The sequence below is a fragment of the Polynucleobacter paneuropaeus genome (assembly GCF_003261235.1).
GTDB classification, from domain to species: Bacteria; Pseudomonadota; Gammaproteobacteria; order Burkholderiales; family Burkholderiaceae; genus Polynucleobacter; species Polynucleobacter paneuropaeus.
In genome coordinates this window covers 904,175-921,116 of the sequence record NZ_CP030085.1, presented here as the reverse complement: position 1 = coordinate 921,116, position 16,942 = coordinate 904,175, and the positions used below count along the sequence as shown (strand labels likewise).

Annotated in this window: 14 protein-coding genes and 1 tRNA gene; 2 read left to right on the top strand and 13 right to left on the bottom strand. The window is 46.5% G+C overall.

What is annotated here, in order from left to right:
- The 6 genes from clpX to ispD form a co-directional block, all read right to left on the bottom strand.
- A complete protein-coding gene (clpX, locus tag Pas1_RS04880; RefSeq protein WP_112294660.1) occupies window positions 1–1,362 on the bottom strand; it encodes an ATP-dependent Clp protease ATP-binding subunit ClpX in 1,362 nt (453 codons plus the stop codon).
- 15 nt (window positions 1,363–1,377) lie between these two features.
- On the bottom strand, window positions 1,378–2,007 hold the full coding sequence (clpP, locus tag Pas1_RS04875; protein ID WP_112204018.1) for an ATP-dependent Clp endopeptidase proteolytic subunit ClpP: 630 nt from the start codon (window positions 2,005–2,007) through the stop codon (window positions 1,378–1,380).
- A 27-nt stretch (window positions 2,008–2,034) separates the two neighbouring features.
- The gene (tig, locus tag Pas1_RS04870; RefSeq protein WP_112294659.1) at window positions 2,035–3,372 is read right to left on the bottom strand and encodes a trigger factor; all 1,338 of its coding nucleotides are present in this window, start codon (window positions 3,370–3,372) and stop codon (window positions 2,035–2,037) included.
- A gap of 55 nt (window positions 3,373–3,427) precedes the next feature.
- Window positions 3,428–3,514: transfer RNA gene (locus tag Pas1_RS04865), tRNA-Leu, on the bottom strand.
- Between the two features lie 110 nt (window positions 3,515–3,624).
- The gene (ispF, locus tag Pas1_RS04860) at window positions 3,625–4,128 is read right to left on the bottom strand and encodes a 2-C-methyl-D-erythritol 2,4-cyclodiphosphate synthase (protein WP_112294658.1); all 504 of its coding nucleotides are present in this window, start codon (window positions 4,126–4,128) and stop codon (window positions 3,625–3,627) included.
- Window positions 4,129–4,157: 29 nt separating this feature from the next.
- Complete coding sequence (ispD, locus tag Pas1_RS04855) at window positions 4,158–4,919, bottom strand: 2-C-methyl-D-erythritol 4-phosphate cytidylyltransferase (protein ID WP_112294657.1); 762 nt, start codon at window positions 4,917–4,919, stop codon at window positions 4,158–4,160.
- A 23-nt stretch (window positions 4,920–4,942) separates the two neighbouring features.
- Here ispD and mfd point away from each other — a divergent pair, with 23 nt between their 5' ends.
- Window positions 4,943–8,479 carry a transcription-repair coupling factor gene (gene mfd / locus Pas1_RS04850; RefSeq protein WP_112294656.1) on the top strand — a complete coding sequence of 1,179 codons (3,537 nt, stop codon included), beginning with the start codon at window positions 4,943–4,945 and terminating at the stop codon, window positions 8,477–8,479.
- Window positions 8,480–8,486: 7 nt separating this feature from the next.
- On the top strand, window positions 8,487–9,380 hold the full coding sequence (serB, locus tag Pas1_RS04845; RefSeq protein ID WP_112204026.1) for a phosphoserine phosphatase SerB: 894 nt from the start codon (window positions 8,487–8,489) through the stop codon (window positions 9,378–9,380).
- Here serB and Pas1_RS04840 read toward each other — a convergent pair.
- The 7 genes from Pas1_RS04840 to Pas1_RS04810 form a co-directional block, all read right to left on the bottom strand.
- Window positions 9,377–10,561, bottom strand: a complete 1,185-nt coding sequence (locus tag Pas1_RS04840; protein ID WP_112294655.1) for an acetyl-CoA C-acyltransferase family protein — start codon at window positions 10,559–10,561, stop codon at window positions 9,377–9,379. The two genes, serB and Pas1_RS04840, sit on opposite strands and share 4 nt — an antisense overlap.
- Before the next feature lie 69 nt (window positions 10,562–10,630).
- Window positions 10,631–11,989, bottom strand: coding sequence for a 30S ribosomal protein S12 methylthiotransferase RimO (gene rimO, locus Pas1_RS04835; protein ID WP_112294654.1), 1,359 nt, complete (start codon window positions 11,987–11,989; stop codon window positions 10,631–10,633).
- 1 nt (window position 11,990) lies between these two features.
- Window positions 11,991–12,548, bottom strand: a complete 558-nt coding sequence (gene phaR / locus Pas1_RS04830) for a polyhydroxyalkanoate synthesis repressor PhaR (RefSeq protein WP_112204033.1) — start codon at window positions 12,546–12,548, stop codon at window positions 11,991–11,993.
- Window positions 12,549–12,641: 93 nt separating this feature from the next.
- Complete coding sequence (locus tag Pas1_RS04825) at window positions 12,642–13,382, bottom strand: 3-ketoacyl-ACP reductase (RefSeq protein WP_112294653.1); 741 nt, start codon at window positions 13,380–13,382, stop codon at window positions 12,642–12,644.
- Between the two features lie 19 nt (window positions 13,383–13,401).
- Entirely contained in the window at window positions 13,402–15,033 is a 1,632-nt protein-coding gene (gene phaC / locus Pas1_RS04820) for a class I poly(R)-hydroxyalkanoic acid synthase (protein ID WP_112294652.1), read from the bottom strand.
- An 87-nt stretch (window positions 15,034–15,120) separates the two neighbouring features.
- Window positions 15,121–15,882 (bottom strand): peptidoglycan editing factor PgeF, encoded by a 762-nt coding sequence (pgeF, locus tag Pas1_RS04815; RefSeq protein ID WP_112294651.1) that lies wholly within the window; start codon window positions 15,880–15,882, stop codon window positions 15,121–15,123.
- Entirely contained in the window at window positions 15,882–16,916 is a 1,035-nt protein-coding gene (locus Pas1_RS04810; RefSeq protein WP_225971657.1) for an RluA family pseudouridine synthase, read from the bottom strand. The genes pgeF and Pas1_RS04810 overlap by 1 nt, the downstream gene beginning before the upstream one ends.
- Window positions 16,917–16,942 lie beyond the last annotated feature (26 nt).

Sequence of the window (16,942 nt, the reverse complement as noted above, 5' to 3'; positions counted from 1 at the left end):
TTATGCTTTTTTGCTCAAATCTGCCTGTTCGGCAATCTGTTTGTAGACCAGTAGTGGTTTACCACCCTCTTGAATGCTGCTTTCGTCGATGACGACCTTTTGAACATTCTTTAAGGAAGGCAGGTCATACATGACATCCATTAATGAACCTTCGAGGATGGATCTCAGTCCCCGAGCGCCGGTCTTACGAGCGATTGCCTTCTTAGCTATAGCCGATAGAGCCGCGGGTCTGACTTCTAGTTCAGAGCCTTCCATGGTCAGCAAGGCTTGATATTGTTTAACTAAAGCATTCTTTGGTTCAGTCAGAATCTGGATCAAAGCTTCTTCATCTAATTGAGACAATGTTGCTACAACGGGCAAACGACCGATCAACTCAGGAATGAGGCCGAATTTAATCAAGTCTTCGGGCTCGACTTCTACCAAAAGATCTGTAATACCCCGATCGTCTTTACCAGGAACGGTGGCATTGAAGCCAATGCCGGTTTTGGCAGTGCGCTGTTGAATGACTTTTTCTAGCCCATCAAAGGCGCCACCACAAATAAATAGGATGTTTGTGGTATCGACTTGTAAGAAATCTTGATTGGGATGTTTGCGACCACCCTGAGGTGGAACCGATGCCATCGTTCCTTCAACCAATTTGAGAAGCGCTTGTTGAACGCCCTCGCCCGAAACGTCACGGGTAATCGAGGGATTATCTGACTTGCGAGAAATCTTATCGATCTCATCGATGTAGACAATGCCACGCTGGGCTTTTTCTACGTTGTAATCACAGGCTTGTAACAATTTCTGAATAATGTTTTCTACATCCTCGCCAACATAGCCCGCTTCAGTCAAAGTAGTCGCATCAGCCATCACGAATGGCACATCCAACATACGAGCCAAAGTTTGTGCAAGCAAGGTCTTACCTGAACCGGTTGGGCCAATTAGGAGAATATTACTTTTGGCCAACTCAACGCCATCCACAATGGCTTTACCAGGTTTTGGCGTTTCTTTTTTATCACTTGCCTCGACGGGTTTGCCATCTTTATCCAGCTTGGGTGTTCTGGGTTTAGGCAGGTACTGCAAACGTTTGTAGTGGTTGTATACCGCTACAGCTAGGGTTTTCTTGGCATGATTTTGGCCAATCACGTATTGATCTAAATTCTCACGAATCTCATGGGGTGTCGGTAAAGCAGCATCGCCATCTTCTTTGGGAAGCTTAGCAATCTCTTCTTGAATAATGTCAGTACACAGATCAATACATTCATCGCAGATAAAGACGGAAGGCCCAGCAATGAGTTTTTTTACCTCGTGTTGGCTTTTGCCGCAGAAAGAGCAGTACAGCAGTTTTTCTGAGTCACCGGTTGTCTTTTTATCGCTCAAAATAATCGCCTGGTATTAAGGACGCTTCTCAATCACTTTATCGATAAGGCCATAGTCTTTAGCCTGCTCTGCTGACATGAAATTATCACGATCAGTATCTTTTGCAATCGTTTCAATCGACTGACCAGTCCGATCAGCAAGGATCTGATTCAGACGTTCACGCAGATAAAGAATCTCGCGAGCTTGAATTTCAATATCGGAAGCTTGACCACGGGCGCCCCCTAAAGGCTGATGAATCATGACGCGTGAATTGGGTAAGGCATAACGCTTGCCCTTCTCACCAGCGCAGAGCAAGAATGCACCCATACTGGCTGCCATGCCCATACATAAAGTGCTGACATGAGGCTTAATAAATTGCATAGTGTCATAAATCGCTAGGCCAGCAGAAACAGAGCCGCCTGGAGAATTGATATAAAGAGAGATCTCTTTATCTGGGTTCTCACTCTCCAAGAAGAGTAATTGGGCGATAACTAAGTTAGCGGTTTGGTCATTCACTTCGCCAACCAAGAACACCACCCGTTCACGCAGGAGGCGAGAGTAAATATCATAAGCACGCTCGCCACGACCAGAGGTCTCTATCACCATGGGTACCAAACCCAAACCCTGGGGTTCAATATGCTCAGAATGCATTTGATTTTGACTCATGGTGTTGACCTTAGAAAATAGACGTTATTAGTTAAGTTTACTCAGTTCTTCAAAGCTCACTGGCTTTTCACTCACTTTTGCAAGAGAGGTGAAATACTGGATGACATTGTTCTCGAGAACGAGGTTTTCGATTTCCTTCAGACGGCTAGGGTTGCTATAGAACCAACGCACTACTTCTTTTGGATCTTCGTAGGTTGCAGCTTGTTCTTCGATTTCAGTCTTAATTTGGTCTGCAGTAGCGGTCAGGTTCTGTTGCTTAACCAGGTCGCTCAAAATCAGGCCCAAGCGCACACGCTTAAGGGCTTGTTCAGCAAACATTTCGACTGGAATAGGTGCATCCTTAGCATTAGGAATGCCGCGTTGCATTAAATCTGCTCTAGCAGACTCAACTAATCGCTCTTGCTCCGAAGCCACTAATGACTTAGGAACGTCTAACTCACACAGGCTATTCAGCTTATCCATTACTTCATTCTTAAGCAAAGCGGTAATGCGGCGGTTGACTTCGCGATCCAAGTTTTCCTTTACTTCGGAACGCATCTTTTCAACACCACCTTCAGTAACGCCCAATGACAAAGCAAATGCCTCATCTACAACAGGCATATGGGGCCAGTTCACTGATTTCACAGTAATCGTAAAGTCCGCTGTTTTACCTGCAACATCTTTGCCGTGGTAATCGGCTGGAAAAGTTAATGGGAAAGTTTTGCTCTCACCTGCTTTAAGACCTAAGGTGGCAGCCTCAAATTCGGGAAGCATTCTTCCCTCGCCTAAAACATACTCAAAGTTTTCTGCTTTGCCACCAGCAAACTCAACGCCATCGATCTTGCCAACAAAGTCGATCACAACTTGATCGCCAGATTGAGCTGCAGTGTTAGCGCCGCCATCACCATGGGCACTTGCGGTGCCGCGTGGGTGGTAATGCACTTGTTGTTTACGTAAAACATCCAAGGCGCGGTCAATCTCTGCTTCGCCAATGCTTGTGCTGTATTTGCTGACTTCAGCTTTGCTCAAATCACCGATTTTGACTTCGGGTAATACTTCAAAGAAAGCATCAAACACAATCTTGTCTGCATCGAGTTCGCTCTTGGGTTCTAAGCGAGGTTGTCCAGCTAACTTAATGCCTTCTTTCTTACTCAACTCAAAAAAGAGCTCAGAAGCTTTATCGAACTGAATCTCAAAATCGACTTGCAGGCCATATTGTTTTTCAACAATATTTTTAGGAACCTTGCCTGGACGAAAACCAGCCATCTTCATAGTCTTGCCTAGTTTGGCTAAACGCTCGTCACGTGCTTTTGCTAAATCAGCACGGGTGAACTCTAAAGTCATTTTTCGGTCTAACTGACCTAAATTTTCTATTTGCAAAGCCATTCTCGTCTCTTCAATGAATTACAGGATATGAAGTCCAAGCCAAGTAACAACCTTGTGGTGCGAGGAGGGGGACTCGAACCCCCACACCATTTCTGGCGTCAGGACCTAAACCTGGTGCGTCTACCAATTTCGCCATCCTCGCGAACTTCGCTGAGCGCTACCGTGCTTAAACTTCACTCTAAAGACGCCAATTCTACAATGCCCAGCCTATTTAAGCCCTGTATAGAGGGTTTGAAGCCTTAGAAAGGCAATTTAGGAGGGCTTATAGAGTAAAGCGACGGCATGAACCGCGATGCCCTCGCCTCTACCTAAGTGACCCAGGGATTCGTTCGTTTTAGCTTTGAGGTTGATATGACTGGGCGTTACCGCTAGGTCAGCTGCAATATGACCGATCATCTCTGGCAAGTAAGTAGCCAATTTAGGCTGCTGGCAAATAATGGTGGCATCGATATTGCCCACCTGAAATCCTGCGGCCTGGACTTTTTGCAATGCAGATCGCAACAAAATTCTGCTGTCCATTCCTTGATATTGGGGATCGGTGTCTGGAAAAAGTTGGCCAATATCATTTAAACCTGCTCCCCCAAGAATGGCATCCGTAATCGCATGCAACAAAGCGTCTGCATCAGAGTGCCCAAGCAAACCTTTTGCAAAAGGGATATGCACTCCACCCAAAATCAATTTGCGATCTACCACTAAAGCATGAACATCGTAACCTTGTCCGATTCGAAACGGGGGTGGATTTATTTCGTTACTCATAGCGCTCTCGTTTATAGATCAAAGATTGGTTATGGATTCGCTACTGCACCCAACACAGACTGCATGAGATCCCAGTCTGCCGGATGCGTCACTTTGAAATTACGCGTTGCACCTTCTATTAAAAGCGGCTTCTCACCTTGTAATTCCATGGCACTTGCTTCATCAGTAACATCAGCCTCATTGCGAATGGCTTGTTCAAGCGCATCGTAGAGTTTTTTTACGCCAAACATTTGTGGGGTTTGTGCCTGCCATAAATGATTGCGAGAGACTGTTGCTTCTGCTCGAGTGAACTGATTGGCTACAACTGAGCTTAAATCGGCTCGCTTGAGAGTGTCTGCAACAGGTAGTGCTAACAATCCACCGCTATTGTTTTCAACAACTGCAGAAATCAACTTTTGAATTAAGGTAGTTGTAATACCGGGTCTTGCTGCATCATGAACCAATACCCAATCATCCTCAGAAACACCACCTTGCAGCATCGCTTCTAGGGTGTTCTTGACTGTCTCTTGCCGTGTAGTGCCACCGGTTGGTAAAAAAGCCAGTGTCTTCGTGTTTTGCTTGAGCTCATTCAAAATTGGGTTATGCGCAAAATGTGGGTTAACACCAACCCAGATGGAATGAATTTCTGGGGTATTTTGAAAAGCTTCAATGGCATAAGCCAACATTGGCTTGCCAGCCAAAGTCTGAAACTGCTTAGGCAAATCGCCGCCTAAACGCGAGCCACTCCCAGCGGTGGGAAGTAAGGCGTGGCACTGGCGACCGTTTAGTGGAATCGGGCTGGTATTAGACATACCTGATTCTATAATGAGCCTAGATGTCTGAAGCGGTAAAACCAACACCCCCTATCCCCGCCCCGCGGGTTGGGCAGCGCTTTACCTTTTCTGGTCTAGTGGGCTCATCTGATGCAGCTTTAATTGCGCAAGCAGCCCAGCAAAATCGCGGTAATTTCTCAGTTATGGTGGTCTTTTGTGCGCAGGCACAAGAAGCCCAGCGGTTACTGGAAGAAATCCCGGCCTTTGCACCTCAACTCAAAACCCGCTTACTGCCCGATTGGGAAATTCTTCCCTACGATCATTTTTCGCCCCATCAAGACTTAGTCTCAGAAAGACTAGCGACCTTATATGAGTTTCTCAATGGAAGCTGCGACATTGTCCTAGTCCCAGTAACTACTGCGTTGCAACGAATGGGTCCACCCAGTTTCTTATCGGGCCATACCTTTTTCTTTAGACAGGGTGACAAGCTCAATGAAGCGGCGCTCAAACTGCAACTTCAGCAAGCAGGCTACGACCCTGTAAGTGCCGTGATGCGTCCTGGTGAATACAGTATTCGGGGTGGTCTGATTGATTTATTTCCAATGGGCTCGAACCTACCCTATCGCTTAGATCTCTTTGGAGATGAGATTGAACAGATTCGCTCCTTTGATCCCGATACACAGCGCAGTCTTTTCCCCGTTAAAGAGATTCGACTACTTCCAGGTCATGAATTTCCGTTTGATGATATTTCGAGAACGGCTGCACGAGGTCGATGGCGCGAAGTATTTGAAGGAGACCCTAGCCGATGTTCTATCTATAAAGATATCAACTTGGGTATTCCTAGTGCGGGTATTGAATCCTATTTACCGATCTTTTTTGATCAGACTGCAACCATCTTCGATTATTTTCCTCGCTCGGGTGATCCAGTCTGGCTCGTCACTATCGGCGATATCGAGTCCAGCATTCGCGGCTTCTGGAAAGATACTCAGCAGCGCTATGACTTTCTCAAACATGATTTAGATCGCCCCGTTCTTCCTCCAAAGGAATTATTTCTCGATGTAGATCAATTTTTTGCTAACGCAAAAGATAATGCCCGCCTGGTTTTAGAGCGTGATCCCAACGACGGGCAAGTATTCTTACCAGTTCCAGATGTAGCTGTCCATCGCAAAGATGCTGACCCTGTCAATCGTTTGCGTCAGCTCGTTGAGCATGGTCAATCGCGGGTATTAATTTGTACTGATAGCGCAGGACGCAAAGAATCCATCCGGCAACTTTTTGAAGAAAGTAATTTCGTAGTCGATGGTGGAACTACGGCCGTCTTTCAATTAAGACCTGACAGCATTGAGACGATCCCTGAATTTTTACAAAGTCCCTCCCGATTTGGTTTGGTCAGCAGTCCATTATCTGGTGGCTTTGCTTGGCCCCAAGAGAGAATCATTCTGATAACTGAGGCAGAACTATTTACCTCAACTGCACGTCAAAGACGCAGAAGCAAGGGAAATGAAACTGCAGATCCTGATATGTTGTTCAAGGATCTCTCAGAACTCAAAATTGGTGACCCAGTAGTGCATGCAGAGCACGGTATCGGTCGTTACCAAGGCTTAGTTCTCCTCAATCTTGCACCCGCGAAGCAGGAGCCTATCTTTGAAGAGTTCTTACATCTCGTGTATGCCAATGAAGCAACTCTATATGTCCCAGTTCAACAACTACAGCTCGTTACTCGCTACGCAGGCTCCGATCCGGATACCGCACCTTTGCATCAGCTGGGTTCTGGTCAATGGGATAAAGCCAAGCGTAAAGCTGCTAAACAAATTCGGGATACCGCAGCAGAGCTACTGGGACTCTATGCTGCTAGAGCGATACGTAAAGGCCATGCCTTTGAATACTCCCATCACGATTACGCTGCGTTTGCCGAAAGCTTTGGCTTTGAAGAAACACCAGACCAAGCTAATGCTATTACCGCTGTCATTGGAGATATGACCAGCGGCACACCCATGGATCGACTAGTGTGCGGTGATGTTGGCTTTGGCAAGACTGAGGTTGCTTTGCGGGCCAGCTTTATTGCTGTCATGGGCGGCAAGCAGGTTGCTATCTTGGCTCCAACCACGCTCCTTGCGGAGCAACATGTTGCCACCTGGAAAGATCGCTTCGCTGATTGGCCAGTCCGGATTGTGGAATTATCTCGCTTCAAAAGCACCAAAGAAATTAATGCTGCGCTCGAAGCAATAGCTAAGGGCGAAGCCGACATTATTATCGGCACGCATAAATTACTCTCCAAAGAAACTCAGTTTTCTAACTTAGGCCTCGTCATCGTGGATGAAGAGCATCGCTTTGGCGTTCGTCAAAAAGATGCTCTGAAAGCCTTGCGCGCCGAAGTCGACATCCTGACATTAACGGCAACTCCCATTCCGAGAACCCTCGGTATGGCGATGGAAGGCTTACGGGAGTTCTCGATCATTGCTACGGCCCCGCAAAAACGACTAGCGATTAAGACCTTCGTACGACGCGAGGGCGATGGTGTCATTCGAGAAGCCGTATTACGAGAGATCAAGCGTGGCGGACAGGTCTATTTTCTGCACAATGAGGTTGAAACCATTCAAAACCGCAAACATGCATTACAAGAGCTAATTCCTGAAGCACGTATTGGAGTTGCCCATGGGCAGATGCATGAGCGTGATCTTGAAGCGGTCATGCGAGAGTTTGTTACTCAGCGCACAAATATTTTATTGTGTACCACCATCATTGAAACGGGCATCGACGTTCCTACCGCAAACACCATCATCATGCACCGGGCTGATAAGTTCGGCTTAGCGCAGCTTCACCAATTGCGCGGTCGGGTTGGACGCTCACATCACCAGGCCTATGCTTATCTTATGGTTCCAGACCCAGAGGCCTTAAGTAAACAAGCACAACTCCGTCTCAATGCCATCCAAGCGATGGAAGAGTTAGGCTCTGGTTTTTATTTAGCAATGCATGACCTCGAGATTCGGGGCGCTGGTGAAGTGCTAGGGGATAAGCAATCCGGTGAGATTCATGAGATTGGGTTCCAGTTATATACCGAGATGCTCAATCGCGCAGTTAAATCTTTACGTAGTGGTAAAGAGCCTGATCTGTTAGCACCACTTCAATCCATTACCGATGTCAACTTAGGTGTGCCCGCCCTATTACCTGAAGACTATTGTCCCGATGTTCATGAACGGCTCTCACTCTATAAACGCTTTGCTGGCACAAATGATTTTTCTGAACTGATGGGCTTACGTGAAGAATTGGTGGATCGCTTTGGCGATTTACCAGATCAAGCCAAATCTTTTTATGAAACCCATCGCTTACGCCTTGAAATGACTGGATTTGGGATCAAGAAAATCGATGCATCAGAAAATGCCATTCAAATGCAGTTCATACCTAACCCACCGATTGACCCCTTAAGAATTATTCAGTTAATTCAGAATTCAAAATATATCCAGCTCAATGGTCAAGATAAGCTAAAGGTTCTACCCCAAAAGGAAGGTAGCTTTGATCGTCTAGAGCAGCGTTTAGATCAAATCCGCCAAATCCTGAAGCGCTTAAATGAGGGTGTTGCTCTAGCGAACGCTATATGATTCCTCTATGACTAAGCTTGAAACTACCACCCTCGTTGCGATCTCCAAAGAGTCGATACCTAGGGCTTTAGATTCTGCTTTTAAGGATTTTTCCTCAAAGCAAGGCATCGAGTTCAATAGTAAACAGTCAGGCCTTTCTAGCAGCCCTTATTTTTCAAAACGCTGGTTTGTGCAGACCTTAAATGAAGGTGATCGCACTACCTTGAGAAATATTGCAGCGGAGCATGATGCGGATCTGGCTTTTCTATCTCCATCCTTTAATCCTGAAGCCATTCGGGTTCTCGCTATGGATATGGATTCAACCTTGATTAATATCGAGTGTATCGATGAGATTGCTGACTTTGCTGGTAGAAAAGCAGATGTTGCCAAAATCACTGAAGCAACCATGCGCGGTGAAATCAAAGACTTTAAAGAAAGCCTGCGTAGACGTGTTGCTCTTTTAGAAGGCATCTCCGTTGACGTGTTGGAATCGGTATATCAAGAACGGTTACGACCTAATCCCGGCGCAACACAATTATTGGCAGCCGCCCATCAACGGGGTCTGCACACCCTTCTAGTCTCTGGCGGATTTACTTTTTTTACCGATAAGCTGCGCGAGCAACTTGGCTTTACACAAACACAATCCAATACTTTGGAAATCATTGATAACAAACTGACTGGCAAAGTACTGGGTAATATTGTGGATGGGGCGGCTAAAGCAACTTACCTAGAGCAAGCATGCGCATCATTAGGGGTGAGCAAAGTTCAAGCAATTGCGATGGGTGATGGAGCAAATGATCTACTCATGATGCATGGCGCTGGTTTGAGCGTGGCATATCAAGCGAAGCCCGTCGTTAAAGAAAAAGCCGACGCGGCTTTTGACCGGGTCGGCTTAGATGCTACTTTGTTATTACTAGACTAGATTCGCTCGAAAATAGTCGCAATACCTTGGCCACCGCCAATGCACATTGTTACCAAAGCATACTTGCCATTCACGCGTTGTAACTCATGCAGTGCTTTTGTTGCAATTGCTGCACCAGAACAACCAATAGGATGACCCAAAGCAATTGCACCACCATTGACGTTGGTCTTTGCAGGGTCAAGGCCTAGGCCTTTAGTAACAGCCAAGGCTTGGGCAGCAAATGCTTCATTCGATTCAATCACATCAATCTGATCTAACTTCAAGCCAGCTCTAGCCAATGCCAATTTAGATGCAGGGATTGGGCCTTCACCCATAATGTGATTTGGTACCCCTGCTACCGCATAAGAAACTAGGCGAGCAATTGGTTTATGACCTGCTTTCGCTGCGGCATCTGCTGCAGCCAACACAAAGAAGGCTGCGCCATCGTTAATACCAGAGGCATTACCTGCGGTAACCGAACCACCTTCTTTTTTGAAAACCGCTTTCATCTTGCCCAAAGTTTCCATGGTGGTATCTGGCTTGCAGTGCTCATCAGTATCAAACACAACATCACCCTTACGTGACTTGATGGTGATCGGAACAATTTGAGATTTGAAGCGACCTTCTTTAATCGCAACCGCTGCCCGGCGATGGGATTCACAAGCGAGAGCATCCTGCTCTTCACGAGTGAGTTTCCATTTCTCAACCAAGTTCTCAGCTGTGACACCCATATGGCCAACGCCGAATGGATCAGTCAACACAGCGACCATTAGATCAATCATTTTGCTATCGCCCATTCGCGCACCGCTTCGCATTGCAGGAGATCCATACATGCCGCGCGACATGACCTCAACTCCACCGCCAATACCGTAGTCGCAGTCATTAAGCATGATTGCTTGAGAAGTACTCACAATGGCTTGTAAGCCAGAGCTACATAAACGATTGAGGGCCATGGCTACAGATTCCATTGGCAAGCCAGCTTGAATTGCAGCGACACGCGCAACATAGGCGTAACGACTATCGGTTGGAATGGTGTTGCCAACAGTTACGTAATTAATTAAAGCCGGATCGACACCAGATCGTGCAACGGCCTCCTTCATCACGATGCCACCGAGTTCTGCTGGTTCAAAAGAGCTCAATGAGCCACCAAAGCTGCCAATAGCAGAACGTACTGCACTTAAAACGACGACATCACGGCTCATATAATCCCCTTCTTTTTACCTCGCTCGAGGCCTCATTTATCAGCAAAAATCCTATTTTGATTGACTTAGTCAAGTCTCGGCTATTAGGTCATGCCCTTGTGCCTCGATTATCATGCCTCGGACAAACTCACCGGCCCGATAGCGTTTAGAGAGCTTATTAGGTGGCAAAACCCGCACCAGACCATCAATTTCAGGGGCATCGCCAGCGGTTCGACCAATCCCGCCCGCCTCATCAACCCGGTCAATCAAGATCTGGGTCCGCTTACCCACTTTTTTACGTAGGCGCCGAATCGAGATTTCTTCAGCTTTTTCCATAAATCGGGCCTGCCGTTCATTCCGAATTGTCTCTGGAACAGGATTAGCCAACTCATTAGCAGTGGCACCTGCTACTGGTGAGTATGCAAAACATCCAGCGCGATCAATTTGGGCTTCATCCAAGAAATCCAACAGGTATTGAAACTCTTCTTCAGTTTCACCAGGGAAACCAGCGATAAAAGTGCTCCGAATCACGAGATCTGGACAAGCTTTTCTCCAAGCCTGAATTCGCTCAAGATTTTTCTCGCCGCTAGCGGGTCGCTTCATCCGTTTAAGTACATCGGGGTGAGCGTGCTGCAAGGGAATATCGAGATAAGGCAGAACGCCATAGCCATGTTCTGAAAACTGTGCCATGAGAGGCAAGATCTCGTCCACATGGGGATAGGGATAAACATAATGCAGCCTGACCCAAGCTTGATGTTTGCGCGCAATGGAATTCAAGGCATTGACTAAATCAAACATGCGGGTTTTGACTGGCTTGCCATCCCAAAAACCCGTGCGGTATTGAATATCGACGCCATAGGCACTAGTGTCTTGAGAAACAACGAGTAATTCTTTTACGCCTGACTCAAATAGTCTTTCTGCTTCAAGCAATACCTCACCAATCGGTCTTGAAACTAAATCTCCGCGCATGCTAGGAATGATGCAAAAGGTACAGCGATGATTGCAGCCCTCAGAGATCTTCAGATAGGCATAATGCTTGGGCGTCAGTTTGACCCCGATCGGTGGCAAGAGATCGGTAAAAGGATCGTGCGGCTTAGGCAAATGTTGATGGATAGCCTGCATTACTTCATCAGTAGCGTGCGGGCCACTAACTGCAAGGACCTTCGGGTGGATGCTTTGAATCAAGTCTGAACCATCAGCATTCTTGCGAGCACCAAGGCAACCCGTCACAATCACCTTGCCATTTTCAGCGAGGGCCTCGCCAATCGCGTTCAAACTCTCCTCTACGGCAGAGTCGATAAAGCCACAGGTATTAACAACAACCAGATCCGCACCGGAGTAATCTTTCGCAGTCTCATATCCTTCGGCACTAAGTTGTGTGAGGATGAGTTCAGAATCTACTAAGGCCTTAGGGCAGCCTAAGGATACAAAGCCAACTTTTCCAGCCACGTTATTCTTTTTCTGCTGACTTAGCTGGCGGTGTGAAGGGGAAGTTATTGAACAGACCTTGAGATCCCTGCATCTGCTCTTGCATCTTGACGAATAAATCTTTGCTTTGATCCATATAGGTACCCATTAAATTTTGCATCAGTGGGTTTTGTAGACTCAGAAGCTGAGACCATGCATCAGGGCCAGTAGAGCCCATGCCTTTAGATTGATCGCTGACCTTATTATGAATATCAACAAAGGATTGCATTGTCTTCTCAAGATAATTGCCCATCAGACCTTGCATTGAGTTGCCATAGAAACGAATGATTTGAGACAGCATTTGACTTGAAAAAACAGGTGCGCCACCCGCCTCTTCCTCAAGAATGATCTGCAGCAGAATATTACGCGTCAGATCTTCGTCTGTTTTAGCATCGAGCACCTTGAAGACTTCATTGGCCATTACTAGACCTTTGATATCACTCAAGGTCACATAGGTGCTGGTCTGAGTATCGTAAAGACGACGATTCGGATACTTCTTAATTAGTCGCTCTTCACCAACTCGTTTTGCGCGGGTAGCCATAAATATTCCTAGGTCTGCTGGGTCTTTACTGCAATGCAATAAGGGGCTAGTGTAGCCCTAGTTTGGATTAGGGTAAAGAGCCAGCAGTTTCGCTTAACCAGTATGAATACCACCATTGAGGGAAAAGTCTGCCCCAGTAGCGTAGCCGCTATCGCCAGAAGCAATCCAGCAGCAAATAGACGCGATTTCATCTGGGGTACCCAAACGTTTTACTGGAATGCCGGCGACGATTTTTTCGAGAACATCCTCACGGATGGCCTTGACCATATCTGTACCAACATAACCAGGAGAAACTGTGTTCACGGTAACGCCTTTGGTTGCAACTTCTTGCGCTAAGGCCATTGTGAAACCATGCAAACCTGCTTTAGCAGTTGAGTAGTTACATTGGCCAAACTGACCCTTTTGTCCGTTGACAGAAGAGATATTGATAATTCGACCCCAATTTTTATCGCACATGCCATCGATAACTTGCTTGGTGACATTAAACAAAGAATTGAGGTTGGTATCGATCACTGCCTTCCATGCATCGGGCGTCATCTTACGGAATACCCCATCACGGGTAATGCCGGCATTGTTGACAAGTACATCAACACGACCAACTTCAGCCTTCACCTTATCGAAGGCGGCGACGGTGCTATCCCAGTCAGATACATTTCCTTCGGATGCGATGAAATCGAATCCTAAAGCCTTTTGTTCGCCAATCCAGCGATCTTTACGAGGCGAGTTTGGGCCGCAACCCGCAATAACCTTAAAGCCATCTTTAGCCATTCTCTGGCAAATTGCGGTACCAATTCCGCCCATTCCACCTGTAACGTAGGCAACTTTTTGTGACATTGTTTTCTCCCTGTGTTTTTTATTTCTGTTCTGAAATCTTTTCTTTGACGTACTTTCCTGGCGCAGCGATTAATTTCGGGTAATTTTTATTGCCAAGAATTTTTGAGGCTACTTTTTTCTCACCACCAAAAGGCGCTAACCAATTGATGTAATCGGGCCACCAGCTTCCGCGTTCATCTTTCGCAGCCTTGAACCAGTCATCGGCTGTTTTAACTAACTTCTCGTTAACAAAGTAGTGACGCTTATTTTTGCTTGGTGGATTAATGACGCCCGCAATATGTCCAGACGCACCTAGGACAAAACGATTTTTGCCTTTAAGTAGATGGGTAGATTCATAAGCTGATTTCCAGGGAACGATGTGATCATCGTGCGAAGCGTAAATGTAGGCTGGACAATCAATCTTACCCAGATCAATCTTCTCTCCACAAATAGTGAGCTTGTTGGGCTTAATCAGCTCATTCTGAAGATAGGTGTGACGCAAGTACCAGCAATACATTGCCCCTGGTAAATTAGTTGAGTCTCCATTCCAGTAGAGCAAATCGAATGGCGGTGGTGATTTACCTTTTAGATAGTTTTCGACAACGTAGTTCCAGACCAAATCGTTGGGACGCAGGAAGGAGAAGGTATTTCCAAGCTCTAAGCCCGACATCATGCCAAAGTTTCCAGACTCTCCACCAATCGTGCTCTCTCGTAATTTGACACTACCCTCGTCTACAAAAATATCCAGAATTCCGGTGTCACTGAAGTCCAATAAAGTTGTAAGCAGTGTTAGGCTTGTAATCAGCTTCTTTTTGCGGGCCGCAAGAACGGCGAGGGCTGAAGCAGTGAGGGTGCCGCCTACGCAAAATCCCAAGACATTAATTTGCTCAGTACCACCAATGTCTTTGGCGACCTCGATAGCCTGAATCACTCCCTTGCCAACGTAATCATCCCAAGTGACTTGACTCATAGAGTCATCGGGATTTTTCCAGGACACCAAGAAAATCGTGTGACCCTGCTCGACCAAATAACGAACCACTGAATTATCGGGTTGCAAATCCAGAATATAGTACTTATTAATACACGGCGGGACCATCAAGAGCGGTCGCTCATAAACTGTCTCCGTCAATGGCGTGTATTGAATCAATTCAAACAAATCATTGCGAAATACAACTGCCCCTTCGGTGGTTGCTAGGTTCTTACCGATTTCAAAAGCAGTTTCATCCGTCTGAGAAACTTTTCCTTTTTTTAAATCACCTAATAAGTTGCTGATGCCATTTTGAATGGATTGCCCCTGCGAACTAATGATGTTCTCAAGGACCTCAGGATTGGTCGCTATGAAATTGGCTGGTGACATAGCATCGATCATTTGTTCAGTTGCAAACACAATGCGATGTTTTGACTTATCGTCAGTATCAACGGCATGCGCCAATGCCAATAAATGTTTTGAGTTCAGCAAATAACTCGCGGCAATTGTTTTACTCCAAGCAGAATGCCATGCTTGTCCTGCAAAGCGTCGATCTTTAATTTCAATTGCATTAGGATTGGTCGCCAGGTGCGCCAACTCCTCAAAATATTGTTTCTGAATTTCCGCTAAGCGCTCAGGTGGAATGAGGGCCATATGATGAGGTGCCAATGCCGGCGATGTAGTTTGATTCATTCCAGAAAACATAGTGATCTCTTATTAATGAAAACATTCTCCTGCTATCAACGCAGAAGGGTTATACGCACTAACCCTAGCCTTAGGGTCTATTTTGAGTCAGGGCTGGATCCAAATTAGGGATGCAAAGCGACCCGAAACCCCATCTCGGCGGTGTGAAAAGAAACTAATTGGATCGCTATAAGTGCATAGATCACCGCCATAAATTCGCTCAATACCGGTTTTTTGTAGGGCTTGACGGGCCAATACCGCAAGATTGGCTAAATACTTATTTGGTTTAGACGGTATCGGGATAAAGCTATCTGGACCAATCTGAAAGCCTTGCTTTGCAAAAGCCTCCATCACGTCTACACCAACCTCAAAATGGTTTGGGCCAATCGTAGGTCCCAGCCAGGCCATAAAGGCTGAAGGCGACAACCCCCCTGACTGCCTCACTAAGGTATCCAGAGTATTTTGCAAAATACCAGCACAAAGGCCCCGCCAACCTGCATGCGCTACCCCAACGTGCTTACCATCTACACTACAAAAAAATATTGGCATACAGTCTGCAGTTAATACAGCAAGCACTTCATTAGGTCGATCCGTTATTGCTGCATCCGCCTCGGGCAACTGTGCAGATCCCTTGATTCTGAAGTGAGTACTGCTTACAGATGTCCCATGAACTTGTCGCATCCAAATCGGCTCGCTGGGGAGGAATGGCTGCAATGCTTGACGATTCAGTAAGACTGCATTTGGGTCATCACCAACATGATCGCCTAAATTTAATGAGGAATATGGACCGACACTATTTCCATTAGTCCTTAATGTAACTAAGGTGTGAACGCTATTAGGGGCTGGCCAATCCGCTGAAATGAAATTCATTAATTCCGATTACTGATCGAGTAAATCGTGGCTGAGGCATTTGGCAAGTCAGTCTCGCTCAGATTGAGCTTTTCCTGCAAAGTCATTAAATCGGCTGGTGGCAACTGAAACCAAGCCATTGCTTGGTGTGTTCCAGGATGCGCTAAGCCCAAAGCAAAAGCATGGAGCGCTTGTCTTTCAAAACCAATAGTCTTAGCAATACCCGGAATTTTTTTGCGATAGACGGGATCCCCAATTAATGGAAAGCCTAAAGATTCAAGATGTACCCGAATTTGATGGGTCCGACCAGTCTCCAAGCGACACTCCAATAATGAAATCGCTTGCTCTTGAAAATGTCCTTGGGCTAAGCGACGATACTGAGTTGCCGCAGGTTTTCCTTGAGTAACACCGGCTGCCATTTTGAGTCGATCGCGTTGATCGCGACCTACCGTTGCTAGAACCTTGCCCTGGCTAGGTGTGCTGCCCCACACCCAGGCTAGATAGCGACGGCTTACAGTTCTATCTTGAAGTTGGCGAACCAAGGCAGTTTGCGCTTCTGCAGTTCGAGCCACCACCATCAGACCAGAGGTATCCTTATCTAGCCGATGAACAATACCTGCCCTTGGGAGGTTTTTTAGTTCTGGGTAATAAAAGAGTAAGGCGTTGAGTAACGTGCCGCTCCAATTTCCAGCTGCAGGATGAACAACTAAGCCGACCGGCTTATTGATCACAATGATGCTGTTGTCTTCATAAACCACATCGAGCGGAATTTCCTCTGGGCTAAAGGCAAATTGCTCGGGCATTTCTTGTGGAAAAACCTTAATACTCTCGCCACCGCGCAGCATAAATCGAGCCTTAGTTACCTTCCCATCGACCGTAACTGCCCCAGCCTCGACCCAAGACTTCAGTCGATTTCGAGAATATTCAGGCAATAAAGTCGCCAAAGCCTTATCCAGCCGTTCGCCACCTCCATCCATGGGGATTTCTAGGGCAATGAAATCCTCTTCATCGATATAATCAATGGGATTCGATTCTGGAGTTTCCGGCAATGCCACGCTTAAAAGGCCTTTTTATCATGTCC

Coding starts and splice junctions, on each gene's coding strand:
- clpP (WP_112204018.1), bottom strand. CDS start 2,007: ATGAGTCAAAATCAAATGCATTCTGAGCATATTGAACCCCAGGGTTTG.
- tig (WP_112294659.1), bottom strand. CDS start 3,372: ATGGCTTTGCAAATAGAAAATTTAGGTCAGTTAGACCGAAAAATGACT.
- ispF (WP_112294658.1), bottom strand. CDS start 4,128: ATGAGTAACGAAATAAATCCACCCCCGTTTCGAATCGGACAAGGTTAC.
- ispD (WP_112294657.1), bottom strand. CDS start 4,919: ATGTCTAATACCAGCCCGATTCCACTAAACGGTCGCCAGTGCCACGCC.
- mfd (WP_112294656.1), top strand. CDS start 4,943: ATGTCTGAAGCGGTAAAACCAACACCCCCTATCCCCGCCCCGCGGGTT.
- serB (WP_112204026.1), top strand. CDS start 8,487: ATGACTAAGCTTGAAACTACCACCCTCGTTGCGATCTCCAAAGAGTCG.
- Pas1_RS04840 (WP_112294655.1), bottom strand. CDS start 10,561: ATGAGCCGTGATGTCGTCGTTTTAAGTGCAGTACGTTCTGCTATTGGC.
- phaR (WP_112204033.1), bottom strand. CDS start 12,548: ATGGCTACCCGCGCAAAACGAGTTGGTGAAGAGCGACTAATTAAGAAG.
- Pas1_RS04825 (WP_112294653.1), bottom strand. CDS start 13,382: ATGTCACAAAAAGTTGCCTACGTTACAGGTGGAATGGGCGGAATTGGT.
- phaC (WP_112294652.1), bottom strand. CDS start 15,033: ATGTTTTCTGGAATGAATCAAACTACATCGCCGGCATTGGCACCTCAT.
- pgeF (WP_112294651.1), bottom strand. CDS start 15,882: ATGAATTTCATTTCAGCGGATTGGCCAGCCCCTAATAGCGTTCACACC.